This is a genomic window from Streptomyces sp. NPDC002698, from assembly GCF_042888945.1.
Taxonomy (GTDB): domain Bacteria; phylum Actinomycetota; class Actinomycetes; order Streptomycetales; family Streptomycetaceae; genus Streptomyces.
This window is the reverse complement of record NZ_JBIAQM010000007.1, coordinates 96,752-123,343: the sequence shown is the minus strand read 5'-3', so window position 1 is coordinate 123,343 and position 26,592 is coordinate 96,752. Positions and strand designations below refer to the sequence as shown.

Here is a 26,592-nt window from a genome sequence, read left to right as displayed (position 1 = left end):
TCAGTGTCGGTGCCGGAGGTGGTGCCGACATGAAGACACCCGAGGCACGTAACGCACTGGGCGCCTACGGCGAGGAACTGGCCGCACGGCGGCTGACCGGGGCCGGGATGACGGTCCTGGCACGCAACTGGCGCTGCGGCAGGACCGGCGAGATCGACATCGTGGCCCGGGACGGCGACGCGCTGGTCGTCTGCGAGGTCAAGACCCGCGGGGCGGGCGCGTTCCAGCATCCGATGGAGGCCGTCACACCGGCCAAGGCCCGCCGGCTGCGCGGCCTGGCCGAACGCTGGCTCCAGGAACACGGTGGAGCCCCGCCGGGCGGCGTCCGCATCGACCTGGTCGGCGTCCTGATCCCCGAACGCGGCGCGCCCGTGGTCGAGCACGCGCGGGGGGTGGCCTGATGGGATTCGCGCGTACGTGTTCGGTCGCCCTGGTGGGCGTGGAGGGCGTCGTCGTCGAGGTCCAGGCCGACCTGGAGCCGGGCATCGCCGCCTTCACACTGGTCGGGCTTCCCGACAAGAGTCTGACCGAGAGCCGGGACCGGGTCAGGGCGGCGGTGGTCAACTCCGGCGCGTCCTGGCCGCAGAAGAAACTGACGGTGGGGCTGAGCCCGGCCTCGGTGCCCAAGGGCGGTTCCGGCTTCGACCTCGCCGTGGCCTCGGCGGTGCTGGGCGCCTCCGAGCGGATCGACCCCCGCGTGCTCGCCGACATCGTGATGATCGGGGAACTGGGCCTCGACGGCCGGGTGCGGCCGGTCCGCGGCATCCTCCCTGCCGTCCTCGCCGCGGCGGAAGCCGGGTACGTACAGGTGGTGGTGCCGGAGTGCGCGGCGGCCGAGGCCTCACTCGTGCCGGGAGTCTCGGTGCTCGGGGTCCGCAGCCTGCGCCAGCTGATCGCGGTACTGGCGGACGAACCGGTGCCCGAGGAGGAGCCGGACGAGCGGGGCCGCCCGGACCCGCTGTCGGCCGGCCTGCGCCTGCCCGGCACGGGCGAGGCCACCGGCCTGTGCGGCATCGCCGTGCCGGAACACGACCAGGGCCACGACCTCGGCGACGTCGTCGGCCAGCTCTCGGCACGCACCGCGATGGAGGTGGCGGCGGCCGGCGGCCACCATGTCTTCCTCCAGGGGCCGCCCGGCGCGGGCAAGACGATGCTGGCCGAGCGGATGCCGCTGATCATGCCGCGCCTCACCCGGCAGGAATCCCTGGAGGTGACGGCGATCCACTCCGTCGCGGGCCTGCTGCCGCCCGGCAAACCGATGGTGGACGTCGCGCCGTACTGCGCACCCCATCATTCCGCGACCATGCAGTCGCTCGTCGGCGGCGGCAAGGGGCTCGCACGGCCCGGAGCGGTGTCCCTGTCACATCGTGGCGTGCTCTTCCTGGACGAGGCACCGGAGTTCAGCGGCTTCGCGCTGGACGCCCTGCGGCAGCCGCTGGAAGCGGGACACGTGGTGATCGCGCGCAGCGCCGGTGTCGTGAGGTTCCCCGCGAAGTTCCTGATGGTGCTGGCCGCCAACCCCTGCCCCTGCGGCCGCTTCAGCACGACGAACGACTTCTGCGAGTGTCCGCCCTCCGTCATCCGCCGCTATCAGGCGAGGCTCTCCGGGCCGCTGCTCGACCGGGTCGATCTGCGCGTGGACGTCGAACCGGTCACCCGGGCCGAACTCACCGCGCGCGGGGCACGGGGCGAGTCGACGAAGACGGTCGCGGACCGGGTCCTCGCCGGCCGTGAACGGGCCGCCGAGCGCCTGAAGGGGACTCCCTGGCACACCAACAGCGAGGTGCCGGGACGCGAGCTGCGCGGACGCTGGCAGGCGCGGGCGGGAGCGATGAACGAGGCCGAGCGGGGCCTGGAGCGCGGGCTGCTGACGGCCCGTGGCCTGGACCGGGTGCTCCGGGTCGCCTGGACGGTCGCGGACCTTTCCGGACACGACCGGCCCGACGCCGGGGACGTCGCCCTGGCCCTCCAACTGCGCACCGGCATCCCGCGCGGTGTGCCGATGGCGATCGGCTCGCCGGCATGACAGCCGTCGAACGCGAGGCCCGCGTCACGCTGTCCCGGGTCGTCGAACCGGGTGACGAGGTCTGCGGCCGCTGGATCAGGGAGGTCGGGGCCCCGGAAGCGGTCCGGTGGCTGTACGGGGACCTGGGCCAGCCGCGGGGGATGACCGACAGAAGGTGGGCCGGGCTGCGGGCCAGGGCCGCGCGGGCCGCCCCGGAGCGCGACCTCGCCCTCGCCCGGGACGCCGGGGTGAGGTTCGTCTGTCCCGGTGAATCCGAATGGCCCGCGCAGCTCGACGACCTGGGGGACGCCCGGCCCGTCGGACTGTGGGTGCGCGGGCCGGCCGGTCTGCGGTTGTGGGCCCTGAGATCGGTGGCCGTCGTCGGCGCCCGTGCCTGTACGGAGTACGGCGCGCACATGGCCGCCACCCTCGGCGCCGGTCTCGCGGAGCGGGGCTGGGTGGTGGTGTCCGGCGGCGCCTACGGCATCGACGGCGCCGCGCACCGCGGCGCCCTCGGGGCGGGCGGGGCCACGGTCGCGGTGCTCGCCTGCGGCGTCGACCGGCCCTATCCGCGCGGACACACCCAGCTGATCACCAGAATCGCGGAACAGGGTCTCGTCGTGGGGGAGCTGCCGCCGGGCGAGCATCCGACGCAGAGCAGGTTCATCCTTCGCAACCGGGTCATCGCGGCGCTCACCCGGGGCACCGTGGTCGTCGAGGCGGCGTACCGCAGCGGAGCGCTCGTCACCGCCCGCGCCGCACAGCGGCTGGGCCGGTTCACGATGGGCGTGCCGGGACCCGTCACCAGCGCGCTGTCGGCCGGGGTGCACGAAATGCTGCGCGGGGAAGCCGTCCTGGTGTCCGACGCCGCGGAAGTCGCCGAACTGGTGGGCGACATGGGGGAGCTGGCTCCGGACCGGCGTGGTCCCGTGCTGCCGCGCGACCTGTTGCCCCCGGACGCGGTGCGTGTCCTGGCCGCTCTGCCGGCGCGGGATCCGGCCGGGAGCGAGGAGATCGCCCGGCGGGCGGCGACCAGTACGGACGACGCGGTCGGGAGACTGTACGAACTCCGAGCACTTGGATTCGTCGAACGACACGGCGACGGCTGGAAGTTGACACGCCAGGCGACGGCCTCCGGCGGAGGCGATCGGGAGGGATGCTGACCGAGCGTGTTCGGCCGTCCGAGGGAATGCCGACACGCCTGGGAATCCTCACAGTTGGCGGTCCCTGACGGTCACGCAGGGCGACCGCCGTGACTCCGGGAGACGTCCCGGGGAAAGGTTTCGCGTGCGGGTGACAGCCCGCCCTTCGCGCACTGCGACGGCCCAGTCACGCTACGCTCACAAGAATCCGAAGCAGGCACGCGATCTCGGCACGACGCCGACAGGACACCCAGGTCATCCCAGTTCACGGCAGAACGGCACTAGGCGACGAATGCCCCAGCACACCTCCGGGTCCGACCGGACGGCGATCCCGCCAGCCGCCCGCGACGGCGGCAGCGTGCGCCCGCCCGCGCCCTCGACACTCGACGAGCTGTGGCGGTCGTACAAGTCGACCGGTGACGAGCGGCTGCGGGAACAGCTGATCCTGCACTACTCACCGCTGGTGAAGTACGTCGCGGGCCGGGTCAGCGTGGGTCTGCCGGCCAATGTCGAGCAGGCCGACTTCGTCTCGTCGGGGGTGTTCGGACTGATCGACGCGATCGAGAAGTTCGACATCGAACGGGAGATCAAGTTCGAGACGTACGCGATCACCCGCATTCGCGGGGCGATGATCGACGAACTGCGTGCGCTGGACTGGATCCCGCGGTCGGTGCGTCAGAAGGCGCGCAACGTGGAGCGCGCCTACGCGACGCTGGAGGCGCGGCTGCGGCGCACCCCCTCCGAGGGTGAGGTCGCCGCCGAGATGGGCATCGGTGTGGAGGAACTCCACGCGGTGTTCAGCCAGTTGTCGCTGGCCAACGTGGTCGCTCTGGAGGAGCTGCTGCATGCCGGCGGCGAGGGCGGCGACCGGCTGAGCCTGATGGACACCCTGGAGGACACCGCCGCCGACAACCCGGTCGAGGTGGCCGAGGACCGGGAGCTGCGGAGGCTGCTGGCACGGGCGATCAACACGTTGCCCGACCGGGAGAAGACCGTGGTCACGCTGTACTACTACGAAGGGCTCACGCTCGCGGAGATCGGCAATGTGCTCGGGGTGACCGAGAGCCGGGTGAGCCAGATCCACACCAAGTCGGTGCTTCAGCTGCGCGCCAAGCTGGCCAGTTTCGGACGCTGAGCCGGGCCGTGCCGTGATGCCGGGCGGTGCCGCCGGGCCGTTCCGGCGGCGGGCCCGTAGTGGCGGACGCCATCGGGGCGGGCTCGGCGGAGTGGTTCCCGTCGGCGGCACCGCGTCCGTACAGTGGTTGACGTGCCAAGGATTCGAGCGGCCTCCGTGGCCGAGCACCGGTCGATGCAGCGAGCCGCCCTGCTGGACGCTGCGCGGTCCCTGTTGTCCGAGGGCGGGACGGAGGCGCTGACCTTCCCCGTGCTCGCCGAGCGCACGGGGCTCGCGCGTTCCTCCGTGTACGAGTACTTCCGGTCCAGGGCGGCCGTCGTCGAGGAACTGTGCGAGGTCGACTTCCCCGTCTGGGCGGCCGAGGTCTCCGCCGCGATGGCCGCGGCGGACGGCCCCGAGGCCACGGTCGAGGCCTATGTGCGCCGGCAGCTGGCCCTGGTGGGGGACCGGCGGCACCGCGCCGTGGTCGCCATCTCCGCCAGCGAACTCGACGCGGGTGCCCGGGAGAAGATCAGGGCCGCGCACGGCGGGCTGGTCACGATGATCGGTGAGGCGCTCACGGAGATGGGGCACGCCGAGCCGCGGCTGGCCGCGATGCTCCTCCAGGGCGTGGTGGACGCCGCGGTGCGCCGTATCGAGCTGGGCGCCGCCGAGGACCCCTCCGCGATCACGGAGGCGGCCGTGACGATGGCCCTCCGGGGCGTCCGCGGCTGAACCCCGCCGTTCCCGGGGATCAGGGCTGAGCCACGCCGTCCTCCGGGATCAGGGATGAGCCCCTGCCGTCTCCCCCCAGGGCCAGGGCTGAGCCCCCGCCGCCCCCCGGGACCGCGGGTGAACCCCGCTGTCCCCCGCGGGACCAGGGCTGAGCCCGCCGCCCCCGACCCCGGGGCTGCCCCCGCTGTCCCGGGCCCGGGGCTGAGCCCCGCTGTTACGGGCCTGGGGCTGAGCCCCGCTGTTACGGGCCCGGGGTGTTTCGCTCGCTGAACCGCCTCCCCGCCACCTCGCACCCTGTCCGGTCGGTGTCTGGCCGGTCAGGGGCGGGTGCCGGGGGCGTCGAGCGGCAGCAGACGGGACGGGCCCGTGCCCAGGAGCCACGGGGGGAGCAGCGACAGCGGGTTCAGATAGGCCGTGCCTCTGAGCAGGCCCCAGTGCAGACAGGGTGTCGGCCCGCAGTGCGTGTCCGGCGTTTCCAGGGTGCCGAGGACCTGGCCCGCGAGGACCTCGGCACCCTTGCGCACCGAGGCCCGCACCGGTCCGTACGTCGTCCGCAGCGGCGGTGCCCCCGTGCCCGACAGCTCCACCGAGACGGCCCCGCGGCCCGCGACCCGGCCCGCGAAGGACACCCGGCCGGACGCGACGGCCCGTACCTCGGCGCCGGGCCCGGCCGCCAGGTCGACCCCGCGATGCCCCCGCGAGTAGGCCGTCTCCGGCGGTTCCCAGCCCCGTACGACGAACGGACGGACACCCACCGGCCAGGCGCGGGCGAGCGCCGGCACCGAGGGGTCGGCAGTCGGCGGGGAGGCCGGGACCCTCGGCCCGGGACCGGTCCCGTGAGCCGGCGCCGACGCACCCAGGACGGTCATCGCCAGGCACGGCAGGAGCCACGCACGCACACATCGGTTCACTCGCATGCGGGAACCGTCCCGCACCGAGCGGATCATGGCCGGGATCTGTGGAGTACCGGCCGGTTGTGGACAGCGGCGTCACCTGCCCCCTCTCGGGTCCCGTACACTTCTGATGGCGATTCGGGTCACCGAGTCGACTTCGCACGCCCCGGCACCTGGTCGTCACAGATCGGTGTCAGCGCCTCTCGGTCCTTTGTGGCAAGGCGCATCGCGGGCGTCAGGCGCGTGTGCCGTCCGGCATGTGCGGTACAACCGAGAACACCTAGGAGAACGGCCATGGCCGTCGTCACGATGCGGGAGCTGCTGGAAAGCGGCGTCCACTTCGGTCACCAGACCCGTCGCTGGAACCCGAAGATGAAGCGCTTCATCTTCACCGAGCGCAACGGCATCTACATCATCGACCTGCTCCAGTCGCTGTCGTACATCGACCGCGCCTACGAGTTCGTCAAGGAGACCGTCGCCCACGGCGGCACGGTCATGTTCGTCGGCACGAAGAAGCAGGCGCAGGAGGCCATCGCGGAGCAGGCCACCCGCGTCGGCATGCCCTACGTCAACCAGCGCTGGCTGGGCGGCATGCTCACCAACTTCTCCACCGTCTACAAGCGTCTGCAGCGCCTCAAGGAGCTCGAGCAGATCGACTTCGAGGACGTCGCGGCCTCGGGTCTCACCAAGAAGGAGCTTCTCGTGCTCTCGCGCGAGAAGGCCAAGCTGGAGAAGACCCTCGGTGGTATCCGCGAGATGCAGAAGGTGCCCAGCGCCGTCTGGATCGTGGACACCAAGAAGGAGCACATCGCGGTCGGCGAGGCCCGGAAGCTCAACATCCCGGTCGTCGCCATCCTCGACACCAACTGTGACCCGGACGAGGTCGACTACAAGATCCCGGGCAACGACGACGCGATCCGCTCCGTCACCCTGCTCACCCGCGTGATCGCCGACGCCGTCGCCGAGGGCCTCATCTCCCGCTCCGGCGCCGGCAAGGCCGCGGGCGACAAGGCCGCGGGCGAGCCGCTCGCCGCGTGGGAGCGCGACCTGCTCGAGGGCGAGAAGAAGGCCGACGACGCCGAGGTCCAGACCTCCGCCGAGACGGAGAAGGTCGCCGACGCCGAGCAGGCCGAGGTTCCGGCCGCCGAGGCCGAGGCCGAGGCTGCTGCCGAGGCGCCCGCCGCCGAGGCCCCCGCCGCGGACGCCGAGCAGGCCTGACCCCTCACCCCTTCGGGTTTGTGAACGGCGGGGGCCCACAAAGCCCCCGCCGTTCGTCCCGTAGATCTTCAGACTTCGAGAGAGACTCCAGGAATCATGGCGAACTACACCGCCGCTGACGTCAAGAAGCTCCGTGAGCTCACCGGCGCCGGCATGATGGACTGCAAGAAGGCGCTGGACGAGGCCGACGGCAACGTCGACAAGGCCGTCGAGGCGCTGCGGATCAAGGGCCAGAAGGGCGTCGCCAAGCGCGAGGGCCGCTCCGCCGAGAACGGCGCCGTGGTCTCCATCATCGCTGACGACAACACCTCCGGTGTCCTGGTCGAGCTGAAGTGCGAGACGGACTTCGTCGCCAAGGGTGAGAAGTTCCAGGCTGTCGCCAACGAGATCGCCCAGCACGTCGTCAAGACGTCGCCGGCCGACATCGAGGCGCTCCTCGGCTCCGAGATCGAGCCGGGCAAGACGGTTCAGGCGTTCGTCGACGAGGCCAACGCCAACCTGGGCGAGAAGATCGTCCTGGACCGCTTCGCCCAGTTCTCCGGCGCGTTCGTGGCTTCGTACATGCACCGCACCATGCCCGACCTGCCCCCGCAGATCGGTGTTCTGGTCGAGCTGGACAAGGCCGACTCCGACCTCGCCAAGGGCATCGCGCAGCACATCGCCGCCTTCGCGCCGAAGTACCTCTCCAAGGAGGACGTTCCGGCCGAGGTCGTCGAGACCGAGCGTCGCGTCGCCGAGGAGACCACCCGCGCCGAGGGCAAGCCCGAGGCCGCCCTCCCGAAGATCGTCGAGGGTCGCGTCAACGGCTTCTTCAAGGAGGCCACGCTCCTCGGCCAGCCGTACGCGCTCGACAACAAGAAGTCCGTCCAGAAGGTTCTGGACGAGGCCGGTGTCACCCTGAAGCGCTTCTCGCGCATCAAGGTCGGCATCTGAGTCCGTACAGCGATCGACGCGCGACCCCGATAGGGTCGACAGCAGTCGTCCGCGTACGTCGGCACTCACACGTGTGTGTCGGACGACAGCAGATCTGACGAGGAGGCCATTGCCGAGCATGGGATGCGAACACACCCCACCGGCAATGGCCTTCTTCGTATGTGCACCATGAGGAGATCTCCATGACCACCACCCAGGCCGGCAACGGCGAGAAGAGCGACGACGGCAAAGGCGCGGGCCGCTTCCTGCTGAAGCTTTCCGGCGAGGCGTTCGCCGGTGGCGGAGGACTGGGCGTCGACCCCGACGTGGTGCACAAGATCGCCCGCGAGATCGCGGCCGTCGTGCGCGGCGGTGCCCAGATCGCCGTCGTCATCGGCGGCGGCAACTTCTTCCGCGGGGCCGAACTCCAGCAGCGCGGCATGGACCGGGCGCGCTCCGACTACATGGGCATGCTCGGCACGGTCATGAACTGCCTCGCCCTCCAGGACTTCCTGGAGAAGGAAGGCATCGACAGCCGCGTCCAGACCGCCATCACCATGGGCCAGGTCGCGGAGCCGTACATCCCGCTGCGCGGCGTGCGGCACCTGCAGAAGGGCCGCGTGGTCATCTTCGGCGCCGGTATGGGCATGCCGTACTTCTCCACCGACACCACCGCCGCCCAGCGCGCCCTGGAGATCGACGCCGAGGCGCTCCTCATGGGCAAGAACGGCGTGGACGGGGTCTACGACTCCGACCCGAAGACCAACCCCGAGGCGGTCAAGTTCGACGCGCTCAGCTACGGCGAGGTCATCACCCGGGACCTCAAGGTCGCCGACATGACCGCCATCACGCTGTGCCGGGACAACAAGCTGCCGATCCTGGTCTTCGAACTCCTGGCGGAGGGCAATATCGCGCGGGCCGTCAAGGGTGAGAAGATCGGCACACTCGTGGGCGACCAGAGCGGCCGAGCCTGACGGGGAACGCGCCGGACCGGATACGCCTTCCGGTCCGGGACGGACCCCGACCGGGGGATGGACAATGTCCTGCCGGTCCGGAACCGTGCAGGAACAAGACGCGACGCAGCCGGCCGCCGGACTCCGACGAGGAAAAGCTGCCGGGCCTACTCAAGACACGCAGGAGCAAGTGGTGATCGAAGAGACCCTCCTCGAGGCCGAGGAGAAGATGGAGAAGGCCGTCGTGGTCGCCAAGGAGGACTTCGCCGCGATCCGCACCGGTCGTGCGCACCCGGCGATGTTCAACAAGATCGTGGCCGACTACTACGGCGCGCTGACGCCGATCAACCAGCTGGCCTCGTTCTCCGTTCCGGAGCCGCGCATGGCCGTGGTGACCCCGTTCGACAAGAGCGCGCTGCGCAACATCGAGCAGGCGATCCGCGACTCCGACCTGGGCGTCAACCCCAGCAACGACGGCAACATCATCCGGGTGACGTTCCCCGAGCTGACGGAAGAGCGCCGCAAGGACTACATCAAGGTCGCGCGGACCAAGGGCGAGGACGCCAAGGTCTCGATCCGCGCCGTGCGCCGCAAGGCCAAGGACGCTCTCGACAAGCTCGTCAAGGACAAGGAGTCCGGCGAGGACGAGGTCCGCCGTGCGGAGAAGGAACTCGACGACACCACGGCGAAGTACGTCGCCCAGGTGGACGAGCTCCTGAAGCACAAGGAAGCGGAGCTGCTCGAGGTCTGATGAACGACTCTTCCTGGGGGGCGCCGCCACAAGCCGGGTACTGGGGGCCGTCCGAGCAGGGGCCACTCCAGGGGGCGGCCCCGGCGGGTCCCACGTACGATGCGCATGACGCGCAGCACACTCGGCCCATGCCCACCGCGCCCGGCGTACCCGCTCATGGCGGGAACCAGGATGACGACAGGGGGGCCGCTCGGCTGAGCGGCCCCCCGGTCCGCAACGACTCACCGCCGACGGCGCCCTACGGGGATCCGTCGCACAATCCGCAAAGCCCGCAGGAGCCCATGCCCAGCACCGCACCCGAGCCCGCCCCCGCACCGCAGAAGAAGAGCGCGGGACGCGACCTGGGTGCGGCCATAGGAGTGGGCGTCGGGCTCGGCGCCGTGATCGTCGCGTCGCTGTTCGTCGTCAAGGCCGTCTTCGTCGGTGTGATAGCGGTGGCCGTGGTGGTGGGGCTCTGGGAGCTCACCTCACGGCTGGAGGAGCGCAAGGGCATCAAGGCGCCCCTCGTGCCGCTCGCGCTCGGCGGGGCCGCCATGGTCGTCGCCGGATACGTGCGCGGAGCCGAGGGCGCCTGGGTGGCCATGGCGCTCACCGCGCTGGCCGTGCTGGTCTGGCGGATGACGGAACCGCCCGAGGGCTACCTCAAGGACGTCACCGCGGGGGTCTTCGCGGCCTTCTACGTGCCGTTCCTGGCGACCTTCGTGGCCATGATGCTCACCGCCGACGACGGCCCGCGCCGCGTGCTGACCTTCCTGCTCCTGACGGTCGTCAGCGACACGGGGGCGTACGCCATCGGCTGGCGCTTCGGCAAGCACAAGCTGGCTCCGCGGATCAGCCCCGGAAAGACCCGCGAGGGTCTGTTCGGAGCGGTCACCTTCGCGATGGCGGCGGGTGCGCTGTGCATGCAGTACCTGATCGACGACGGCACCTGGTGGCAGGGTCTGATCCTCGGCCTCGCGGTCGCGTCCAGCGCCACGCTCGGTGACCTCGGCGAGTCCATGATCAAGCGGGACCTCGGCATCAAGGACATGGGCACCCTGCTGCCGGGCCACGGCGGCATCATGGACCGGCTGGACTCCCTGCTCCCGACGGCTCCGGTCGTCTGGCTGCTGCTCGTGCTTTTCGTCGGCTCCGGCTGATCGTTTCTTCGCACGCGTTTACGGCGTACGTATCCGTGACGCGCGCACATCCACGACACCACCCCTTCGGGTCATCCGATCACCTCACCGTGATCGCCGTGACCCGGAGGGGTGGTGTCGTATGTGACGCTGCGCAGATGCCGCAGGCGGGACGCTTTTTCGGATACGCGTTCGGTTCTGGAGTCCGGCGGAACGTCGCGACAGCACTCCTCGCGTGCCGCCCGATCGCAGAGAGACGCAGGTCACATTCAGGTCGGTCACATCGTGCCGGGTCGTTCCGTCAACCAGGTGTAGCCACGAGAAACGACACAGGGAGCACACCATGGAAGCTCGTCTGAACCTCTTCGCCAGCCCGGTGGCGGCCAAGTTCATGAAGCACATCGTCGCCGCGGGCAGGCCGCTCGCGGAGTCGACGCTGCCGCTCGCGACGCAGGAGCTGGTGAAGCTTCGCGCCAGCCAGATCAACGGCTGCGGGTTCTGCACGGACATGCACAGCAAGGACGCGGAGGCCGCGGGCGAGACCTCCGTGCGCCTCAACCTGGTCGCGGCCTGGAGGGAGGCGACGGTGTTCACCGACGCCGAGCGCGCCGCCCTGGAGCTGACGGAGCAGAGCACGCGCATCGCCGACGCGGCGGGCGGCGTCACGGACGAGTGCTGGGCGAACGCCGCCAAGTACTACGACGAGGAGCAACTCGCCGCGCTGGTGTGCTGCATCGCGCTCATCAACGCCTTCAACCGCGCGAACGTCATGATCCAGCAGCCCGCGGGCGACTACCGGCCCGGCCAGTTCGCGTAACCGGGAGACGCGAGGGGTCCGTCGGCCGGGACCTGGGTGACGGGGAGGACCGCGCCGGTTCGGGCGGGGCCGGGGACGGTTGGGGCGGGGACGGTTCGGGAGAGGGCGGGGCGGGGGGAGAGAAGAGACGGCGGCGGAATGGTGACGATGCCGCCTTCCTCCTCCGCTTGCTCCTCCTCCGCTTGCTCCTCCTCGGCCGCGCAGGTTGTTCATGCGGTGGGTTGATGCGGTGGGTTCATCTGGTGGGTTCATACGGCGGGGGCCCACCGGAATCGTCCGGCGGCCGGTGTCTTACGAGTGAATGCCGCCGTTCTCCGATCGACGGCCGGTGTCTTACGAGTGAATCCCGGCGTTCTCCGATGGGCGGCCGGGGCGTCGGCGGGAAGAGCACCCACGTACCGACACCTCAATGGCAGGGAGCAACCCCTATGCCGAAGTTCCTCATCCAGGCCCGCTACACCCCCGAGGGGGCGAAGGGCTTGCTCAAGGAAGGCGCGAGCGGCCGCCGCGCAGCCGTCGAGCACGTCGTCGCCGGCCTCGGCGGGAGCGTCGAGGCCATGTACTTCTCCTTCGGAGAGGACGACTTCGTGTGCATCCTCGACTTCCCCGACGCGGTCTCCATGGCCGCCGTCAGCCTCAGCGTCAAGGCCAGCGGTGCCCTCCGCACCCGGGCCACACCGCTCCTCACCCTCGACGAAGTCGACGAGGCCACCCGCAGAGAGGTCGCCTTCCGCCCTCCGGGCGCGTAGCCCGAGCCGGCCGGGGACACTCCACCGCAGGCGCTCCTGCCGGACCCTCGCCGTCGAGTCCGGCTCGGATGCCATGCTCCGCCCCATGGACACGGAAGAGTTCTGGAACCTGATCGAGCGGGCCCGCGGCACGGCCGTCGACCTGGCCGACGTCGAGGACATCGCCGAGCGGGCCACCGTGCTGCTGGCCGGGTACGCCCCCCGGGACATCCTCGGCGCCGAGCAGGTCCTGCAAGAGCTGATGGCCGCGTCCGACCGAGTTCCCCTCAGGGCCGCGGCCTGGGTCATCAGCGGTGGCAGCCCCTGCTTCGACGAGGGTTTCGACTACTTCCGCGGATGGCTGATCGCCCAGGGCCGGGAGGTCTTCGAACGCGTCGTCGCGCACGCCGACCGGCTGGCCGAGCTCCCGGAGATCTCCGCGTCGGCGCCCGAGGGGATCGAACCCGACGGTGAGGGGATTCTCGGCATCGCCCAGGACGCCTACGAGAGGGCGACCGGCGCCGAACCGCCCGAGGACGTCTTCACCTTCGACGACCCGGCAGTCGATCCGGACCACGACTTCGACGACCGTGAGCGTATGACCGCCCTGCTGCCCCGGCTCACCGCCCTGTACCCGGGCTGACCCGGACCGGCCCGTGGCCTCGACGTGGCCGAGTCGGCGGGACGGGTCTGTCGTTCGAAGTCGGCGGCATATCCAGTTCCTGGCCCGCAGACGGCCCGGGACGTCAGTGTCCCGGAGACCGCCCGCCCTGTCGTGTCGCGGAGGCGATCGCGGATACGACGGCGGTCACGGCGAGGCTTCCGATCATGACCAGCACCACGCCGACCATGAAGAGGCCGCTGGAGTCGTCCGACCAGTCGTAGTAGGCGGCGACGGTGAGGCCGGCCGTGGTGCCGAGGACAGCGGCCCGGGTGTAGCGCCGGGATGCCGCCCAGTACACCGGTGCCAGCAGAATCAGCACCAGCCCGATCACCTGCCATGCCTCGTACGGACCGGTCGTCGTGCCGTCGGGTTGCACGTCACGATGCTGGTCCCAGCCCAGCCAGGCGGCCCACACCGCCAGCGACACGCCGGCCAGCAGGAGGATCGACACCAGCTGGGGAACAGGTTTCCGTGGTTCTTGACTCATGGCCCAAGCGTTTCCGTTCACTCGATCACCGACCAGGGCGCAGGTACTCAGTTCCGCCCGAGTACATCAGCCATGGCCAGTGGGTCCTCGGTCGGCCGGAGAGGCGACCGTTCCGGACCTCTGCGCTGCCGTTTCCCGGGATGCTGGCGGGATGGCAAAGGGCGATGAACTGATCATTCAAAACCTGTTCGAGAACTGGCTGGTGGAGCGGGGCTGGACGCTGACCGCCGAGCGCGGGTGGGTGGACGTGGATGCCCGGCATCCCGATGGGCGGAGGTTGCTGGCCGAGGTGAAGGGGCCCACTTCGTCCCCCGGTCTCGACGTGGATACGGCCTACGGGCAGCTGCTTCGACGTATGGGCGAAGTGGCGCCGGCGAAGACACGCTTCGGAATCGTCGTCCCCGAGAGATCGATCACGGCTGCGCTACGCGTACCCGAGCGGGTCCGCGAGCTGCTCGCTGTCGATGTCTTCGCCGTGTCTTCGAGTGGATCGGTACGGCAGATCTGACGGCCGGGGCTCCCGGCACCAACTGGCTGATGTGTCGGAGCAGTCGAGTGGCGTCCCGGCAGTGCCAAGGAGCCAGGTTGCCGCTGGAGCCGGACCGACCTGGGGAACGGCGGCGCCGGTCACGGCCGCCCTGAAAAGCGGTGGTACCAGCAGGCACCCGATTCCTACGCTACGGACATGTGTCGCTATGGGAAGAGGGACTGACCTTTCATTCGTGCGGCTGTGGTGGTTGGGGGTTCCGGCCGCGCACACCTGCGGAAGTACGTGCCGGACGGATCATCGCGCGGCGACTGGACATACCCCTTCGGGAGGCCTTGCAGCGCACTGAGGTCTATTGAGCGGAGTCGGTGACCAGACCCGGGGGGCACGGGGGCGAGTGGTGGGTCAATGAAGTTCTGCTCGGCGAGTCGGCCTGATCTGCCGAGCAGGACATCCATCGGTGGGAGGGGCGGTGTGAGCAAACGGCGGTACGTAGCGCGCGGGGTGCCAGGCGGATACCGGATCTGGGACAACAAGGGGCGGCGCTGGTGGGGAGACCTGTACGAACTCTGCCCCGACGATCTGCTGACGGAGCTGAACAGCCGGGCCGACCCTGCCAGGATTTCTACTCTCCTGAAGCGCTACCGGGCGCTGAAGCGGTAGCCGTCGTTGTTTGGAGGAGGGGACGCGGGCGCGGGCCGTAGGGGTAGAGCCACGGGCTCCAGTCGCCTTCTTGAAGGTGGGAGATCGCGATGAGCGCGTCGGCGGCGTTCTTGCAGCGCGGGTGGCGTGCCGTGAAGGACGCGATGCGGGGTCGCTGCGTGAGCAGCCAGTCGGCGACGGTTCGCGGGTCGCCGTCGTACCACCACGTGAAATCGAACTCCTCCCACAGGAAATCCGTCCCCCAGCCCAGTGACAGTCGGACGAGGCCGGCATCCGCGGCGGGGCCGGAGAGGCCGGCGATGTGGTCCAGCCATGGCTCCAGGCCGCCAGTGGCGTGGGCGACGCCTTCCACGAGGTCGCGGATGTCCGCCGGGGACCGGCCGTCGGTGAGGGCGAGGGTGAGCAGTGCCCGGAACGCCTGCTCGACCGCGGTGCGCTCGGCGACCGGCCAGCCGATCAGTTCGGCCCCGTACCGGCCGAGACCGCGCAGCTCATGGGACGGGTCGGTACCAGGGCCTTCCGGGCCCCAGTGACGCAAGGCACGCGGTATGAGGCGGCGCCACAGGACCGGGTACTGGTCCGCGTCCCAGTGATCGACGACCTTGCCCATGAAGCCTGCGAGGACGTCATCCGGCACATCGCGCGGATCACCGCCGAGGATGCGCAGCTCCGCTTCCGTGAAGCAGCGAGTGCACCCCGCCACCGGCCGGTCGAGCTCCGGGAGGGAGGCGAAGATCCGGTCCACCTCGGCGAGGGCGAGCCGCCACATCGTGTACGGGTCGGGGACAGGCTGATCGAGCATGACGGCTACCTACCGGGACTCCGCACCGTGGGCCGGGCGAAGAGAGCGACGCTACACCGGTTCCCGCCCGGCGGGTACCCGTTTCCCGACGCGGGCGAGGTCAAGATCCGCAAGGTCGGGCCGACTGCCCGCGCCTGAAAACCGGGCAATGGGCTGCCGGACCGTCTCCGGGCCGTGAAAGGGTGGCCAATGGTGACGGGGGACATCGGAGGGTGACAGGTCCCTCGCCCATCCGACCGGGGCGGCCCCAAACGATCTGCGACACTGGTTACGCCATGCCTAAGCCCGGAGAACTCACCTTTGTCGCGCCGCGCGGAGCCAAGAAGCCGCCGCGGCACCTTGCCGATCTCACGCCCGCCGAGCGCAAAGAAGCGGTTGCCGCGATCGGCGAGAAGCCGTTTCGTGCCAAGCAGCTCTCGCAGCACTACTTCGCCCGGTACGCGCACGACCCCGCCGAGTGGACGGACATCCCGGCCGCCTCGCGCGGCAAGCTCCAGGAAGCGCTGCTTCCCGAGCTGATGACGGTCGTGCGGCACCTGTCGACCGACCAGGACACCACCCGCAAGACGCTGTGGCGGCTCTTCGACGGCACGCTCGTCGAGTCCGTGCTGATGCGCTACCCGGACCGGGTGACCATGTGCATCAGCTCGCAGGCGGGCTGCGGGATGAACTGCCCGTTCTGCGCCACCGGGCAGGCCGGCCTCGACCGGAACCTGTCCACCGGCGAGATCGTGCACCAGATCGTCGACGGTATGCGCGCGCTGCGTGACGGCGAGATCCCCGGGGGTCCGGCGCGGCTGAGCAACATCGTCTTCATGGGGATGGGCGAGCCGCTCGCCAACTACAAGCGGGTGGTCGGAGCGATCCGGGCCCTGACCGACCCCGAGCCGGACGGCCTCGGGCTCTCGCAGCGCGGTATCACGGTGTCGACGGTCGGGCTCGTCCCCGCCATCAACCGGTTCGCGGACGAGGGCTTCAAGTGCCGGCTCGCGATCTCCCTGCACGCCCCGGACGACGAGCTGCGCGACACCCTCGTCCCCGTGAACACGCGGTGGCAGGTGCGCGAGGTGCTGGACGCCGGCTGGGGATACGCGGACCGGTCCGGACGGCGCCTGTCCATCGAGTACGCGCTGATCCGCGACATCAACGACCAGGCGTGGCGTGGGGACCGGCTCGGGCGGATGCTCAAGGGCAAGCCCGTACACGTCAACCTCATCCCGCTGAACCCGACCCCGGGCTCGAAGTGGACCGCGTCGCGGCCCGAGGACGAGAAGGCGTTCGTCGAGGCGATCGCGGCCCATGGCGTCACGGTCACCGTCCGGGACACCCGGGGGCAGGAGATCGACGGAGCGTGTGGCCAGCTCGCCGCGACCGAGCGGTAGTCTGAACCGAGTCGGCCCGTACGGTCGTCCGGCATCACCATGGTCGGACCATCCCGTCGTCCGGCATCTTCACCGTCCGACATCTTCATATTCCGACAGGGGAGCGCCACAGCGCTGAGAGTGCGGGACAGACCGCAGACCCTCTGAACCTTGCCCAGGTCATTCTGGGTAGGAAGTTCGGTCGTTACTCAAGCTGTTGCGCCCTGCCCGGGAACCGTCAGAGGTCCCGGGCAGGGCCGCGTCTCTTCCTGGTCACCCAGGAGGAATCAGTGAGCATCACCACCACCGTCAGCAGCGGCAGACGGTTCGCCGTCATGGCCGCCGGGCTCGGTCTCGTCGCGCTGCCCGTGCTGTCCGCGTGCGGCTCGTCCGGCGGCTCCGGCTCGGGCGATCCGAAGACGGTCACGCTCGTCAGCCACGACTCGTGGCTCGTGTCGAAGAGCGTGCTGGCGGACTTCGAGAAGCAGTCCGGCTACAAGGTCCGCGTCCTCAAGGACGGCGACGCCGGGCAGGCCGTGAACAAGGCCGTCCTGACCAAGGACAACCCCCAGGGCGACGTCTTCTTCGGCGTCGACAACACCCTGCTCTCCCGCGCGCTCGACAACGGGCTGTTCCAGCCGTACGAGGCCAAGGGCGCGGACCAGGTCCTGCCGGAGTACCGGACCGACCAGGACAAGCACCGGGTCACGCCCATCGACACCGGCGACATCTGCGTCAACTACGACAAGGCCTGGTTCAGCGAGCACGAGCTGGCGCCGCCGCGGTCCTTCGACGACCTGGTCAAGCCCGCGTACAAGAACCTCCTCGTCACCGAGAACGCCGCCACCTCCTCGCCCGGCCTCGGTTTCCTGCTCGGGTCCGCCGCGCACTACGGCGACAAGGGCTGGGAGGACTACTGGACGAAGCTCAAGGCCAACGGCGTGAAGGTCGTGGACGGCTGGGAGCAGGCGTACAACGAGGAGTTCTCGGGGTCCGCCGGAGGCAAGAAGGCCAAGGCCGACCGGCCGCTCGTCGTCTCGTACGCCTCCTCGCCGCCCGCCGAGGTCATCTACGCCGACCCGAAGCCCGCCACGGCCCCGACCGGCGTCGCGGACGGCACCTGCTTCCGGCAGGTGGAGTACGCGGGTCTGCTCAGCAACGCCGAGAACGCCGAGGGCGGCAAGGCGTTCCTGGACTTCCTGCTCACCAAGGAGTTCCAGGAGGACATGCCGCTCAACATGTTCGTCTACCCGGTCCGTGAGGGCGCGCGGGTGCCCGCGGAGTTCACCCGGTTCGGTCCGCAGGCCAAGGATCCCGAGATCCTGGCGCCCGCGAAGATCGCCGCCGACCGCGACCAGTGGGTCAAGTCGTGGACCTCACTCGTACTGAAGTAACGGAAGCGGACGAGGCCGGCGAGACCGGCCCGGCAGGCAAGCCCGAACCGGCCGGTGGGACCGGCGGGACCGGCCGGGGCGGCGACGCCGGCCCCGCAGCCGAATCCGCGGCCTCGCGCGGCGCGCGTCGGGGGAGCGCGGCGCGGTTCGGGCTGATGGTCCTGCCCGTCGCGTTCTTCGCGGTGTTCTTCGCCTGGCCGGTCGCCGCGATCGTCTCGCGCGGGCTCCACGGGGACGGCGGCTGGGAGCTCGGCCGGATCTGGGACGTGGCGACCCGCTCCGACATCCGGCACGTGCTGTGGTTCACCACCTGGCAGGCGCTCGCCTCGACGGCGCTCACGCTGCTGGTCGCGCTCCCCGGCGCGTACGTCTTCGCGCGCTTCGACTTCCGGGGCAAACAGATGCTCCGGGCCGTGGTGACGGTGCCCTTCGTGCTGCCGACCGTGGTCGTCGGCACGGCGTTCCTCGCGCTGGTCGGCCGGGGAGGGCTGCTCGACGAGCTGTGGGGCGTACGCCTGGACACCACGGTGTGGGCGATCCTGCTGGCGCATGTCTTCTTCAACTACGCCGTCGTCGTCCGGACCGTCGGCGGGCTCTGGTCGCAGCTCGACCCGCGTCAGGAGGAGGCCGCGCGCATGCTCGGGGCCTCGCGTCTCGCGGCCTGGCGCAGGGTGACGCTGCCCGCGCTCGGGCCCGCCGTGGCCGCCGCCGCCCTCATGGTCTTCCTCTTCACCTTCACCTCGTTCGGTGTGGTGCAGATCCTCGGCGGACCCACCTTCTCCACCCTCGAGGTCGAGATCTACCGGCAGACCTCCGAGATCTTCGACCTCACGACGGCGGCGGTGCTCACGATCGTCCAGTTCGTGGCCGTCGGCGCGATCCTCGCCGTGCACGCGGCGACCGTACGCCGACGGGAGACCGCCCTGCGGCTGGTGGCGCCGGCGACGACCGCGCGCCGGCCGCGCGGTGCCGGACAGTGGGCGCTCCTCGCGGGTGTGCTGGTGAGCATCGCGGTCCTGCTCGTGCTGCCGCTCGCCGTCCTCGTCCAGCGCTCCCTCGGCGCCCCGGGGCTCGGCTACTACCGGGCCCTGGCCGACGACGACGGAGGCGTCTTCCTCGTCGCCCCGATCGAGGCGGTCGGCAACTCGCTGGAGTACGCGCTCGCCGCCACCGCCATCGCCGTGCTGATCGGCGGTCTGGCCGCCGCCGCCCTCACCCGGCGCGCGGGCCGGCTGATGCGGGGCTTCGACGCCCTGCTGATGCTGCCGCTCGGCGTCTCCGCGGTGACCGTGGGCTTCGGGTTCCTGATCGCCCTGGACGAGCCGCCGCTCGACCTGCGCGCGAGCTGGATCCTCGTGCCGCTGGCGCAGGCGCTGGTGGGCGTCCCCTTCGTCGTACGGACGATGCTGCCCGTGCTGCGCGCGGTGGACGGACGGCTGCGGGAGGCCGCGGCCGTCCTCGGGGCGTCGCCGTGGCGGGTGTGGCGCGAGGTCGATCTGCCGATGGTGCGGCGGGCGCTGCTGGTCGCGGCCGGGTTCGCCTTCGCCGTCTCCCTCGGGGAGTTCGGGGCGACCGTCTTCATCGCACGGCCCGACAACCCGACGCTGCCGGTCGCCGTCGCCCGGTTGCTCGGGCGTGCGGGAGATCTCAACTACGGCCAGGCGATGGCCCTTTCGACCATTCTGATGGTGGTGTGCGCGGTGGCGCTGCTGCTGTTGGAGCGGGTGCGGACCGACCGGACCGGGGAGTTCTAGATGCTGCTGAGCCTCCAAGGCGCGACCGTACGCTTCGGCGGGCGGCCCGTGCTGGACGCCGTCGACCTCGATGTCGCCGAGCACGAGATCGTGTGCGTGCTCGGGCCGAGCGGCAGCGGGAAGTCCACACTGCTGCGGACGGTCGCCGGACTGCAGCCGCTGGACGAGGGCCGTGTGGTGCTGGACGGACAGGACCAGAAGGACGTTCCCGCGCACAAGCGGGGCGTCGGCCTGATGTTCCAGGACCATCAGCTCTTCCCGCAGCGGGACGTGGGCGGCAACGTGGCCTTCGGACTGCGGATGCGGGGCACGTCGAGGAGCGGACAGGCCGCCCGGGTGGGGGAGCTGCTGGACCTCGTCGGGCTGCCCGGAGCCCGGGACCGCGCCGTCGCCTCGCTCTCCGGCGGTGAGCAGCAGCGCGTGGCGCTGGCCCGCGCCCTCGCGCCGAGCCCCCGGCTGCTGATGCTCGACGAGCCGCTCGGCCAGCTGGACCGCTCGCTGCGCGAACGGCTCGTCGTCGAACTCCGGCAGCTCTTCGGCGAGTTGGGGACGACGGTGCTCGCCGTCACGCACGACCAGGGCGAGGCCTTCGCGCTCGCCGACCGGGTCGTGGTCATGCGCGACGGGCGGATCGCCCAGTCCGGTACGCCACTCGAGGTCTGGCAGCGGCCCGCGGACGCCTTCGTGGCCCGCTTCCTCGGCTTCGACAACGTGGTCGACGCGACCGTGAGCGGGGGTGCCGCCGACACCCCCTGGGGCAAGGTCCCGGTGCCCGAGGGCGCCCCCCAGGGTCCCGGAACCCTCCTCGTACGGCCCGCCGGTGTACGGCTCGTGGCCGTGGCGGACGGGCTGCGCTGCACGGTCGCCGCGCGCACCTTCCGGGGCACGCACGTCGCCGTACGGCTCCAGCCGGAGGGCGCGCCCCGGCTGGAGGCCGCGTGCGCGCTGCGGGACGCTCCGGAGCCCGGGGACGTGGTCGGGGTGGAGTTCGACGCCGCGGAGACCGTCGTCCTCGGGGCGCCGGCCCCCGCGAAGCGACCGGCGCGGCAGGCGGGTTGAGCGGGACGTCCGGACAGCCGTGTGGCCCGCCCCCTCGACGGGGGCGGGCCACACGGTCGTTCAGGAGGTGGTTCAGCTCGCCTTCGAGGCGCCACGGCGGCGCATGCCGAAGAAGACCGCTCCGCCACCGACGACGACGAGCGCGCCGGCGATACCGGCGATCATCGGGGTGCTGGAGTTCGCGCCGGTCTCGGCGAGGTTGGACTCACCGGCGGCCGCGGACGGCTGGTTGTCGCCCGGGGTGGCCGGAGCGGCGCTGCTCTCCGAGTCGGACGGGGTCGCCGAGTCCGAGGGGGTGTCCGCGGGGGCGGACTCCGACGGCTCCGGGCTCGCCGACGGGGACGGCGACTCCGACTCCGTGGAGCAGGCCTCGTCCTTCGTCACCAGGTTCGGGGAGATGTCCTTGTCCACGATGCCAGGGACGCTGACGTGGATGCGGTACTCGGCCTTGGGGGCCCAGTCCTCCGAGAAGGAGATGGTGGCGCCGTCCTTCTTGCCGACGACCTTCTGGGCGGTTCCGACCTGGTGGTCGTCGGCGCCGTTGCGCTCGAGGAAGACCGTGATGGTGGCTTCCTTGGCGGAGGGGTCGATGTCGGTCACGGTGATGATGCCCTTCCCGTTGCCGTCACAGGTGGCGGCGGCCGAGAAGTCCTTGATGCTGCAGGCGAGTGCGTTGCCGGCGACGCCGAGCGCGAGCGCGGCAGAGGCGGAGGCAACGCCGAGGATTCGCACGGTACGTGCGGTGCGTCGAGATATGGACACGATTGCCCTTCACAGGTTGCGCAACTGCGGGGGGTGTGGGGGGATTTGCTGCGGTCTATCCAGCAACAGCGCCCCCAGGAGTCTCACAGGTGTATAAGCGCGACCTAAGTGCTGTCAATGCGTAGACCGTGCCTCGCTGTTGGCTTTGCCGAGTTGTTAAGGTCCCAGGTGTTTGAGCGCTTCCGGAGCGTCATCGACGCCGTCGACGAGGGCGATGCGCGACTCCATCGGGCGCTCCCTGGCCAGCGACGTCAGCAGCGCCCAGGCGGGGTATCTCTCGGTCCAGTGCTCCCGGTCCACCAGGACCATGGGGGTCGGCTCACCCCTGGACCCGTAGTAGTTGGGGGTCGCGTTGTCGAAGATCTCCTGTACGGTCCCGGCGGCGCCCGGAAGGAAGACGACCCCCGCGTTCGAGCGTGCCAGCAGTCCGTCCTCGCGGGTCGCGTTGGCAAAGTACTTGGCGATGTGCGCGGCGAAGGCGTTCGGCGGCTCGTGGCCGTAGAACCAGGTGGGGATGCCGACCGAGGCGCCGCCCGAGGGCCAGCGCTCGCGCACCTCGAACGCCGCGCGCGCCCAGTCCGTGACGGAAGGGGTGAACGAGGGGACGGCGGCCAGCACACGCAGGGCCTCGTCGAGCATGCCGTCGTCGAACGGGGCCGCGTACGCGCCGAGGTTCGCCGCCTCCATGGCGCCGGGGCCACCGCCGGTGGCGACCATGAGACCGGAGCGGGCGAGGGTGCGGCCGAGCCGCGCGGCCCCCGCGTAGGCCTCCGTGCCGCGCGCCATCGCGTGGCCGCCCATCACGCCCACCAGCCGTACGCCGACGAGGAGTTCCTCGAGCGCGTCCGAGACGGAGTCGTCGTGGACCGCGCGCACCATCGACGCGAAGATGTCGCCGTCGGCCTTGGTCCGCTGGAACCAGGCGTACGCGCGGGCGTCGGGCGTCGACTCGTACCCCGCGTCGAGCGAGGCGAAGAGCTCGTCGGGGGAGTAGAGGTGGCCCCGGTAGGGGTCGAGGGGGAGGCCGGGTACGGGAGGGAAGACGAGGGCGCCGGAGAGCCGGACCCGCGCGGCCGCCTCGGGCTCCATCGGGCAGCCGAGGAACACGGCACCCCCGGTGTCCGCGGACAGCAGGTCCCGCGTACGGTCCGTCAGATCGACGGCCTGGACCCGGAACCCGGCGAGCGAGCCGCCCGCCGAGACGGCCTCGTCGAACTCGGCGAGGGATTCGATCTCACGGTCGTGGGAGACGTGAAGAGGAGTTGGCAGCACCCGGCCATGCTAGGGGCTGCCGCCCAAGGGGCACCGGGGTTCTGGACCTCCGCCCCCGCGACGTGACCCCGGGTCGCCCCGGCCCCGCGACGGACCGCGATCCGGCAGCCGACCGCTGACGCGCTCCGACCGCTGACCGTGGGCCGGCCCGGCAATCGGTCCCGGCCCCGCTCTGGCCGAGCGGTCCAGCCCCGGCCGCTTCACTGCCTGCCGCACCAGCGAGCTTCTTTCGCCCCCTCCGCCCCTGCCCGTCCCGTACCTGGGGCTCCGCCCCAGACCCCGCTCCTCAAACGCCGGAGGGGCTGAATCTTGTCCCGCACCTGAAAGGTGGCCTGCGCCGGAGGGGCTGAATCTTGTCCTGCACCTGAAAGGTGGCCTGCGTCGGAGGGGATGAATGGGGGGACGTGCCCGGGCCGGCGCGCGGACCCCTGTACCGCGCGCCGGGCCCGGAACGTCGGCCGGGTGGTGAGGCTCAGCCCTGGACCGCCGCCGGGTCCATCCACATGACCTCCCAGGTGTGGCCGTCCAGGTCGTCGAAGGCGCGCCCGTACATGAAGCCCTGGTCCTGCGTCTCGCCGGTGCCCGAGCCGCCCGCCGCGATGGCGGCGTCGACCAGTTCGTCGACCTTCTCGCGGCTCTCGGCGCTCAGACACAGCAGCACCTCGCTGGTCTTCGTCGCGTCCGCGATCTCCTTCTTGGTGAAGTCCGCGTAGCGCTGCCTGCCGAGCAGCATCGCGATGATCGTGTCGCTGATCACCACGCAGGCGCAGTCGTCGGTGGAGAACTGGGGGTTGATCGTGTAGCCGAGCTCCGTGAAGAACTTCCTCGAGGCGGCGACGTCGGACACGGGCAGGTTCACGAAGATCATCTGCTGGTACATGCGAGGTACTCCCGTCGGTGTTGTGCCGTTCGCGGGGATAGACCGGGGATCCGCCCGGAAATCATCGCCCGGTACGGACTTTTCCCGGAGGTCCGCGCAGGGCGGCCCGCAGGCGCGTCACCTGACCGGCCCGCGGGCCGGTCAGGTGATGAGCGGAAGCGCGGCCAGTTCGGCGACCGCCCAGGTCAGCGGGGCGAACGCGACGAACAGCGCCCCGGCGCGCAGGGCCGCGGCGCCGCGCAGCATCGTGGCGGGCGCCCCGAGCCGCAGCAGTGCCGCCGTGGTGTCGGCACGGGCCCGCCGCGCCTCGACGGCGGCGGTCGCCAGGGTCAGCAGCGTGCACCCGGCGACCAGCAGGGCGCCGAGCGTGGTCAGCGGACCGAAGGCGGGCCGGGCGCCGGTGTACAGCGTCGTCATGGCGAACCCGCCCGACGCCACCGCGCACACCACCCCCAGCGGCTGTCCGATGCGCCGCGCCTCCGCCTGGAGCGCCCGCCCGGCCAGCAGCCGCATCGCGCCCGGACGTACGGCCTGGAGCAGCCATCCGCACAGATACGTGATCGCGGGCCCGGCGAGGGCCAGACCGACCGCCGTCAGCACCCAGCCGAGCAGCACCCCGGCCGGACCGCCGACGAATCCGCCGGGCAGCGCGAGCGCGGGCGCGGGTCCCGGACGGCTCGCGTACGTCTCCACGGCCAGCCCGGCCGCCAGCGCGGCCGCGCCCCAGGGGAGCCCGTTCGGGCAGCCCTGCGCGGGCGGCAGCGCGCGGGAGCCGGCCTCGGCGGCCCGGCGCCGGTCCGGGCGCGCACCGGGCACGACGGCACCCTCGTACGCCGGTTCCGGGTGTGCGTACGAAGGTGCCGTGTCCCCGTACGCGATGTCCTGGCGCTCGTACGAGGGCGGCGTTCCGAGGGCGACGGCGGGCGGCAGGTCCTCCGCGGCCGTCCTCCGGGTCCCCCCGGAGGCGTACGCCTCGGCGGTCCAGTGGAAGTCGGGGCCGCCGGGGCCGTCCGCCGCGAGGGCCCGCGGGTCGGGTGCCGGCAGGGCGGCGCCGGCGGCGTCCGTCGACGCGTCCCGGAACCCGTCGCCCGTGCCGGTCACGGTCGGACCCGCGGCCGTGCCGGTCGCGGCGAAGGCCGCGGGCCCGCCGGGCGCGGTGATGGGCGCGGGCGTGCCGGGAGCGCCGCCCGTGGGCCCTCCGCCGCCGCGGGTACCGGGCCGCTGAGCGGCCGCGACGGCGTTCTGCCGCGCCGACATCCAGGTGCGGCCGTACGACCACGCGGCGCGCACCGGACCGCTGCCCCGGGGACGCAGGGCCAGGGCGGCCGCGCCGGAGGCCGCGACCGGCACCACGACGAGCAGGGTGAGGGCCGCGGGCAGGGGCAGGGACCGGCCGGAGGCGAGGAAGTCCGTGGCCGCGCCGCCGAACGGGACACCGGTCAGGTCGCCGCGCAGGTGGAGGAAGAGGACCAGGGCGAGCAGAGAGCCGAGGAGCGTGGACAGGGCGGTGGTGGCGGCGGAGATCGCCATCAGCCGGCCGGGACCGAGGCCGATGGCGGACAGGCCGGGCCGGGGCCGGGTGGCGGGGTCGGTGCGGGCCACCGCGACGGCGAAGTAGACCGTGGCGGCGAGGGGAACGACGCACCAGGCCAGGCGCAGCGCGCCGGCGGCCGAGGCGTCCGGATGGCTCAGCGCGTACCCCAGCGTGCACAGCAGCAGGAACCCGGTGCCCGCGGAGGCGGCGGCGACCAGGAGCCGGCGGAGCTGGACGAGGGGGTGGCCCCCGCGGGCTAGACGGAGAGCGAGCACGCGGCCCGGCCTTCCGTCTCGGCGACCGGGGGCAGGTGGAGGGTGTTCACACGCCGTCCGTCGAGCAGGTTCACCGTGCGGTCGGCGAGGGCCGCGGTGTCCGGGTCGTGGGTGGCGAGGACGACGGTGATGCCGTGCGAGCGGGCCGCCGAGGTCAGGGTGCGCAGCACATGAGCCTGGTCGGCGCGGTACAGGGGGGCCGTCGGCTCGTCGGCGAACAGCACGGTGGGGGTGGGGGCGAGGGCGCGGGCGACGGCCACGCGCTGCCGTTCGGCCTGGAGCAGGGCGTGCGGGCGCCTGCGGGCGCAGTCGCCGACGTCCAGGCGCTTGAGCCACTCCAGGGCGGCGGTCTTGGCGGCCCGGCGGGTCCAGCCGCGCAGCATCAGCGGGAGGGCGGTGTTCTCCCAGGCGTTCAGCTCGGGGACCAGCGTCGGGACGGGGCCGATCCAGCCGAACCGGTCCCGGCGCAGCCGCTCGCGGGTGAGCGGGCCCATGGTGTGCACGGGCGAGCTGTTGAACCAGACCTCGCCCTGCTGCGGCAGGAGCTGGCCGGACAGGCACAGCAGGAGGGTCGTCTTGCCGCTGCCGCGCGGGCCGCCGACGGCGAGGATCTCGCCCTCACGGACGCCGAGCGAGACGCCGCTGAGCGCGGGCGAGCCGTTGTGCTTGACGTGCAGGGCGCGTGCCCAGAGCACGTCGTTGTCAGGCGGGGCCACCATCGCGTACACCTCGTTCAGAGCTGATGTGCCGTGCCCGGCGATCTCTTCGAGGTCGCTCGGTCCCCCGGACGGGGGAACGGAGGGCAGGGCCGA

The 26,592-nt window shown here is 71.4% G+C and carries 27 protein-coding genes and 1 riboswitch; of the genes, 19 read left to right on the top strand and 8 right to left on the bottom strand.

Translation table 11 applies throughout. The features are described from left to right. Window positions 1-29 precede the first annotated feature (29 nt). From ACFYW9_RS13090 to ACFYW9_RS13070, 5 genes are all read left to right on the top strand, one after another. The gene (locus ACFYW9_RS13090) at window positions 30-401 is read left to right on the top strand and encodes a YraN family protein (RefSeq protein WP_328447639.1); all 372 of its coding nucleotides are present in this window, start codon (window positions 30-32) and stop codon (window positions 399-401) included. After that, complete coding sequence (locus tag ACFYW9_RS13085; RefSeq protein ID WP_389148559.1) at window positions 401-2,026, top strand: YifB family Mg chelatase-like AAA ATPase; 1,626 nt, start codon at window positions 401-403, stop codon at window positions 2,024-2,026. Before ACFYW9_RS13090 ends, ACFYW9_RS13085 begins: the two co-directional genes overlap by 1 nt. After that, window positions 2,023-3,168 carry a DNA-processing protein DprA gene (gene dprA / locus ACFYW9_RS13080; RefSeq protein WP_389148556.1) on the top strand — a complete coding sequence of 382 codons (1,146 nt, stop codon included), beginning with the start codon at window positions 2,023-2,025 and terminating at the stop codon, window positions 3,166-3,168. The genes ACFYW9_RS13085 and dprA overlap by 4 nt, the downstream gene beginning before the upstream one ends. 271 nt (window positions 3,169-3,439) lie before the next feature. Next, the gene (whiG, locus tag ACFYW9_RS13075) at window positions 3,440-4,282 is read left to right on the top strand and encodes an RNA polymerase sigma factor WhiG (protein ID WP_326785273.1); all 843 of its coding nucleotides are present in this window, start codon (window positions 3,440-3,442) and stop codon (window positions 4,280-4,282) included. 156 nt (window positions 4,283-4,438) lie between these two features. After that, window positions 4,439-4,996 carry a TetR/AcrR family transcriptional regulator gene (locus ACFYW9_RS13070; protein WP_389148956.1) on the top strand — a complete coding sequence of 186 codons (558 nt, stop codon included), beginning with the start codon at window positions 4,439-4,441 and terminating at the stop codon, window positions 4,994-4,996. 317 nt (window positions 4,997-5,313) lie between these two features. Here ACFYW9_RS13070 and ACFYW9_RS13065 read toward each other — a convergent pair whose 3' ends face one another. Next, window positions 5,314-5,913, bottom strand: a complete 600-nt coding sequence (locus ACFYW9_RS13065) for a murein hydrolase activator EnvC family protein (RefSeq protein WP_389148552.1) — start codon at window positions 5,911-5,913, stop codon at window positions 5,314-5,316. Between the two features lie 270 nt (window positions 5,914-6,183). On the opposite strand from ACFYW9_RS13065, the gene rpsB reads away from it, so the two are divergent. The 8 genes from rpsB (at window position 6,184) to ACFYW9_RS13025 (ending at window position 13,029) form a co-directional block, all read left to right on the top strand. Continuing rightward, window positions 6,184-7,107: a 30S ribosomal protein S2 gene (rpsB, locus tag ACFYW9_RS13060; protein ID WP_389148549.1), complete on the top strand. Its 924-nt coding sequence runs from the start codon at window positions 6,184-6,186 to the stop codon at window positions 7,105-7,107. Between the two features lie 96 nt (window positions 7,108-7,203). Then, window positions 7,204-8,040 (top strand): translation elongation factor Ts, encoded by an 837-nt coding sequence (tsf, locus tag ACFYW9_RS13055; protein ID WP_351868916.1) that lies wholly within the window; start codon window positions 7,204-7,206, stop codon window positions 8,038-8,040. Window positions 8,041-8,222: 182 nt separating this feature from the next. Further along, entirely contained in the window at window positions 8,223-8,993 is a 771-nt protein-coding gene (pyrH, locus tag ACFYW9_RS13050) for a UMP kinase (RefSeq protein WP_351868918.1), read from the top strand. 172 nt (window positions 8,994-9,165) lie between these two features. Continuing rightward, entirely contained in the window at window positions 9,166-9,723 is a 558-nt protein-coding gene (gene frr / locus ACFYW9_RS13045; protein WP_037625129.1) for a ribosome recycling factor, read from the top strand. Next, the gene (locus ACFYW9_RS13040; protein ID WP_389148544.1) at window positions 9,723-10,862 is read left to right on the top strand and encodes a phosphatidate cytidylyltransferase; all 1,140 of its coding nucleotides are present in this window, start codon (window positions 9,723-9,725) and stop codon (window positions 10,860-10,862) included. Before frr ends, ACFYW9_RS13040 begins: the two co-directional genes overlap by 1 nt. Before the next feature lie 322 nt (window positions 10,863-11,184). Beyond that, on the top strand, window positions 11,185-11,658 hold the full coding sequence (locus ACFYW9_RS13035) for a carboxymuconolactone decarboxylase family protein (RefSeq protein ID WP_328671758.1): 474 nt from the start codon (window positions 11,185-11,187) through the stop codon (window positions 11,656-11,658). A 428-nt stretch (window positions 11,659-12,086) separates the two neighbouring features. Beyond that, a complete protein-coding gene (locus tag ACFYW9_RS13030; RefSeq protein WP_351868923.1) occupies window positions 12,087-12,407 on the top strand; it encodes a GYD domain-containing protein in 321 nt (106 codons plus the stop codon). 85 nt (window positions 12,408-12,492) lie between these two features. Continuing rightward, window positions 12,493-13,029, top strand: a complete 537-nt coding sequence (locus ACFYW9_RS13025; RefSeq protein WP_351868926.1) for a DUF4240 domain-containing protein — start codon at window positions 12,493-12,495, stop codon at window positions 13,027-13,029. Window positions 13,030-13,132: 103 nt separating this feature from the next. Here the strand turns inward: ACFYW9_RS13025 and ACFYW9_RS13020 are convergent, their stop codons facing one another. Continuing rightward, the gene (locus ACFYW9_RS13020; protein ID WP_351868928.1) at window positions 13,133-13,537 is read right to left on the bottom strand and encodes a hypothetical protein; all 405 of its coding nucleotides are present in this window, start codon (window positions 13,535-13,537) and stop codon (window positions 13,133-13,135) included. Between the two features lie 151 nt (window positions 13,538-13,688). Between ACFYW9_RS13020 and ACFYW9_RS13015 the strand changes: the two genes are divergently transcribed. Continuing rightward, complete coding sequence (locus tag ACFYW9_RS13015; protein ID WP_389148537.1) at window positions 13,689-14,045, top strand: hypothetical protein; 357 nt, start codon at window positions 13,689-13,691, stop codon at window positions 14,043-14,045. Between the two features lie 453 nt (window positions 14,046-14,498). After that, on the top strand, window positions 14,499-14,687 hold the full coding sequence (locus tag ACFYW9_RS13010) for a hypothetical protein (protein ID WP_351868934.1): 189 nt from the start codon (window positions 14,499-14,501) through the stop codon (window positions 14,685-14,687). Here ACFYW9_RS13010 and ACFYW9_RS13005 read toward each other — a convergent pair. Beyond that, window positions 14,650-15,489 (bottom strand): hypothetical protein, encoded by an 840-nt coding sequence (locus ACFYW9_RS13005; RefSeq protein ID WP_389148533.1) that lies wholly within the window; start codon window positions 15,487-15,489, stop codon window positions 14,650-14,652. The genes ACFYW9_RS13010 and ACFYW9_RS13005 overlap by 38 nt on opposite strands. Before the next feature lie 275 nt (window positions 15,490-15,764). Here ACFYW9_RS13005 and rlmN point away from each other — a divergent pair, with 275 nt between their 5' ends. The 4 genes from rlmN (at window position 15,765) to ACFYW9_RS12985 (ending at window position 21,057) form a co-directional block, all read left to right on the top strand. Beyond that, window positions 15,765-16,871: a 23S rRNA (adenine(2503)-C(2))-methyltransferase RlmN gene (gene rlmN / locus ACFYW9_RS13000; protein WP_351868939.1), complete on the top strand. Its 1,107-nt coding sequence runs from the start codon at window positions 15,765-15,767 to the stop codon at window positions 16,869-16,871. An 87-nt stretch (window positions 16,872-16,958) separates the two neighbouring features. Then, window positions 16,959-17,064, top strand: a riboswitch (TPP riboswitch). 121 nt (window positions 17,065-17,185) lie between these two features. Then, a complete protein-coding gene (locus ACFYW9_RS12995) occupies window positions 17,186-18,244 on the top strand; it encodes a thiamine ABC transporter substrate binding subunit (protein ID WP_389148953.1) in 1,059 nt (352 codons plus the stop codon). A 155-nt stretch (window positions 18,245-18,399) separates the two neighbouring features. Then, entirely contained in the window at window positions 18,400-19,998 is a 1,599-nt protein-coding gene (locus ACFYW9_RS12990) for an ABC transporter permease (RefSeq protein ID WP_389148529.1), read from the top strand. Further along, on the top strand, window positions 19,999-21,057 hold the full coding sequence (locus tag ACFYW9_RS12985) for an ABC transporter ATP-binding protein (protein WP_389148526.1): 1,059 nt from the start codon (window positions 19,999-20,001) through the stop codon (window positions 21,055-21,057). A gap of 72 nt (window positions 21,058-21,129) precedes the next feature. On the opposite strand, the gene ACFYW9_RS12980 is transcribed toward ACFYW9_RS12985, so the two are convergent. From ACFYW9_RS12980 to ACFYW9_RS12960, 5 genes are all read right to left on the bottom strand, one after another. Continuing rightward, window positions 21,130-21,789 (bottom strand): LAETG motif-containing sortase-dependent surface protein, encoded by a 660-nt coding sequence (locus ACFYW9_RS12980; protein ID WP_389148523.1) that lies wholly within the window; start codon window positions 21,787-21,789, stop codon window positions 21,130-21,132. A 186-nt stretch (window positions 21,790-21,975) separates the two neighbouring features. After that, the gene (locus ACFYW9_RS12975) at window positions 21,976-23,091 is read right to left on the bottom strand and encodes an LOG family protein (RefSeq protein ID WP_389148520.1); all 1,116 of its coding nucleotides are present in this window, start codon (window positions 23,089-23,091) and stop codon (window positions 21,976-21,978) included. Between the two features lie 472 nt (window positions 23,092-23,563). Next, window positions 23,564-23,971 (bottom strand): VOC family protein, encoded by a 408-nt coding sequence (locus ACFYW9_RS12970; protein ID WP_351869586.1) that lies wholly within the window; start codon window positions 23,969-23,971, stop codon window positions 23,564-23,566. A gap of 141 nt (window positions 23,972-24,112) precedes the next feature. Further along, complete coding sequence (locus ACFYW9_RS12965) at window positions 24,113-25,780, bottom strand: hypothetical protein (protein ID WP_389148516.1); 1,668 nt, start codon at window positions 25,778-25,780, stop codon at window positions 24,113-24,115. Continuing rightward, on the bottom strand, window positions 25,762-26,499 hold the full coding sequence (locus ACFYW9_RS12960) for an ATP-binding cassette domain-containing protein (RefSeq protein WP_351869874.1): 738 nt from the start codon (window positions 26,497-26,499) through the stop codon (window positions 25,762-25,764). Before ACFYW9_RS12960 ends, ACFYW9_RS12965 begins: the two co-directional genes overlap by 19 nt. Window positions 26,500-26,592 lie beyond the last annotated feature (93 nt).

Bases quoted from the DNA above. Each gene is read 5' to 3' on its own strand.
- ACFYW9_RS13085 (WP_389148559.1), top strand. From the start codon at position 401: ATGGGATTCGCGCGTACGTGTTCGGTCGCCCTGGTGGGCGTGGAGGGC.
- ACFYW9_RS12960 (WP_351869874.1), bottom strand. From the start codon at position 26,499: ATGGTGGCCCCGCCTGACAACGACGTGCTCTGGGCACGCGCCCTGCAC.
- ACFYW9_RS12985 (WP_389148526.1), top strand. From the start codon at position 19,999: ATGCTGCTGAGCCTCCAAGGCGCGACCGTACGCTTCGGCGGGCGGCCC.
- rpsB (WP_389148549.1), top strand. From the start codon at position 6,184: ATGGCCGTCGTCACGATGCGGGAGCTGCTGGAAAGCGGCGTCCACTTC.
- dprA (WP_389148556.1), top strand. From the start codon at position 2,023: ATGACAGCCGTCGAACGCGAGGCCCGCGTCACGCTGTCCCGGGTCGTC.
- ACFYW9_RS12990 (WP_389148529.1), top strand. From the start codon at position 18,400: ATGGTCCTGCCCGTCGCGTTCTTCGCGGTGTTCTTCGCCTGGCCGGTC.
- ACFYW9_RS13030 (WP_351868923.1), top strand. From the start codon at position 12,087: ATGCCGAAGTTCCTCATCCAGGCCCGCTACACCCCCGAGGGGGCGAAG.
- ACFYW9_RS13035 (WP_328671758.1), top strand. From the start codon at position 11,185: ATGGAAGCTCGTCTGAACCTCTTCGCCAGCCCGGTGGCGGCCAAGTTC.
- ACFYW9_RS13065 (WP_389148552.1), bottom strand. From the start codon at position 5,913: ATGCGAGTGAACCGATGTGTGCGTGCGTGGCTCCTGCCGTGCCTGGCG.
- ACFYW9_RS12970 (WP_351869586.1), bottom strand. From the start codon at position 23,971: ATGTACCAGCAGATGATCTTCGTGAACCTGCCCGTGTCCGACGTCGCC.
- ACFYW9_RS13015 (WP_389148537.1), top strand. From the start codon at position 13,689: ATGGCAAAGGGCGATGAACTGATCATTCAAAACCTGTTCGAGAACTGG.
- ACFYW9_RS13005 (WP_389148533.1), bottom strand. From the start codon at position 15,489: ATGCTCGATCAGCCTGTCCCCGACCCGTACACGATGTGGCGGCTCGCC.
- ACFYW9_RS13025 (WP_351868926.1), top strand. From the start codon at position 12,493: ATGGACACGGAAGAGTTCTGGAACCTGATCGAGCGGGCCCGCGGCACG.
- ACFYW9_RS13020 (WP_351868928.1), bottom strand. From the start codon at position 13,537: ATGAGTCAAGAACCACGGAAACCTGTTCCCCAGCTGGTGTCGATCCTC.
- tsf (WP_351868916.1), top strand. From the start codon at position 7,204: ATGGCGAACTACACCGCCGCTGACGTCAAGAAGCTCCGTGAGCTCACC.
- ACFYW9_RS12995 (WP_389148953.1), top strand. From the start codon at position 17,186: ATGGCCGCCGGGCTCGGTCTCGTCGCGCTGCCCGTGCTGTCCGCGTGC.
- rlmN (WP_351868939.1), top strand. From the start codon at position 15,765: ATGCCTAAGCCCGGAGAACTCACCTTTGTCGCGCCGCGCGGAGCCAAG.
- whiG (WP_326785273.1), top strand. From the start codon at position 3,440: ATGCCCCAGCACACCTCCGGGTCCGACCGGACGGCGATCCCGCCAGCC.
- ACFYW9_RS13090 (WP_328447639.1), top strand. From the start codon at position 30: ATGAAGACACCCGAGGCACGTAACGCACTGGGCGCCTACGGCGAGGAA.
- pyrH (WP_351868918.1), top strand. From the start codon at position 8,223: ATGACCACCACCCAGGCCGGCAACGGCGAGAAGAGCGACGACGGCAAA.
- ACFYW9_RS13040 (WP_389148544.1), top strand. From the start codon at position 9,723: ATGAACGACTCTTCCTGGGGGGCGCCGCCACAAGCCGGGTACTGGGGG.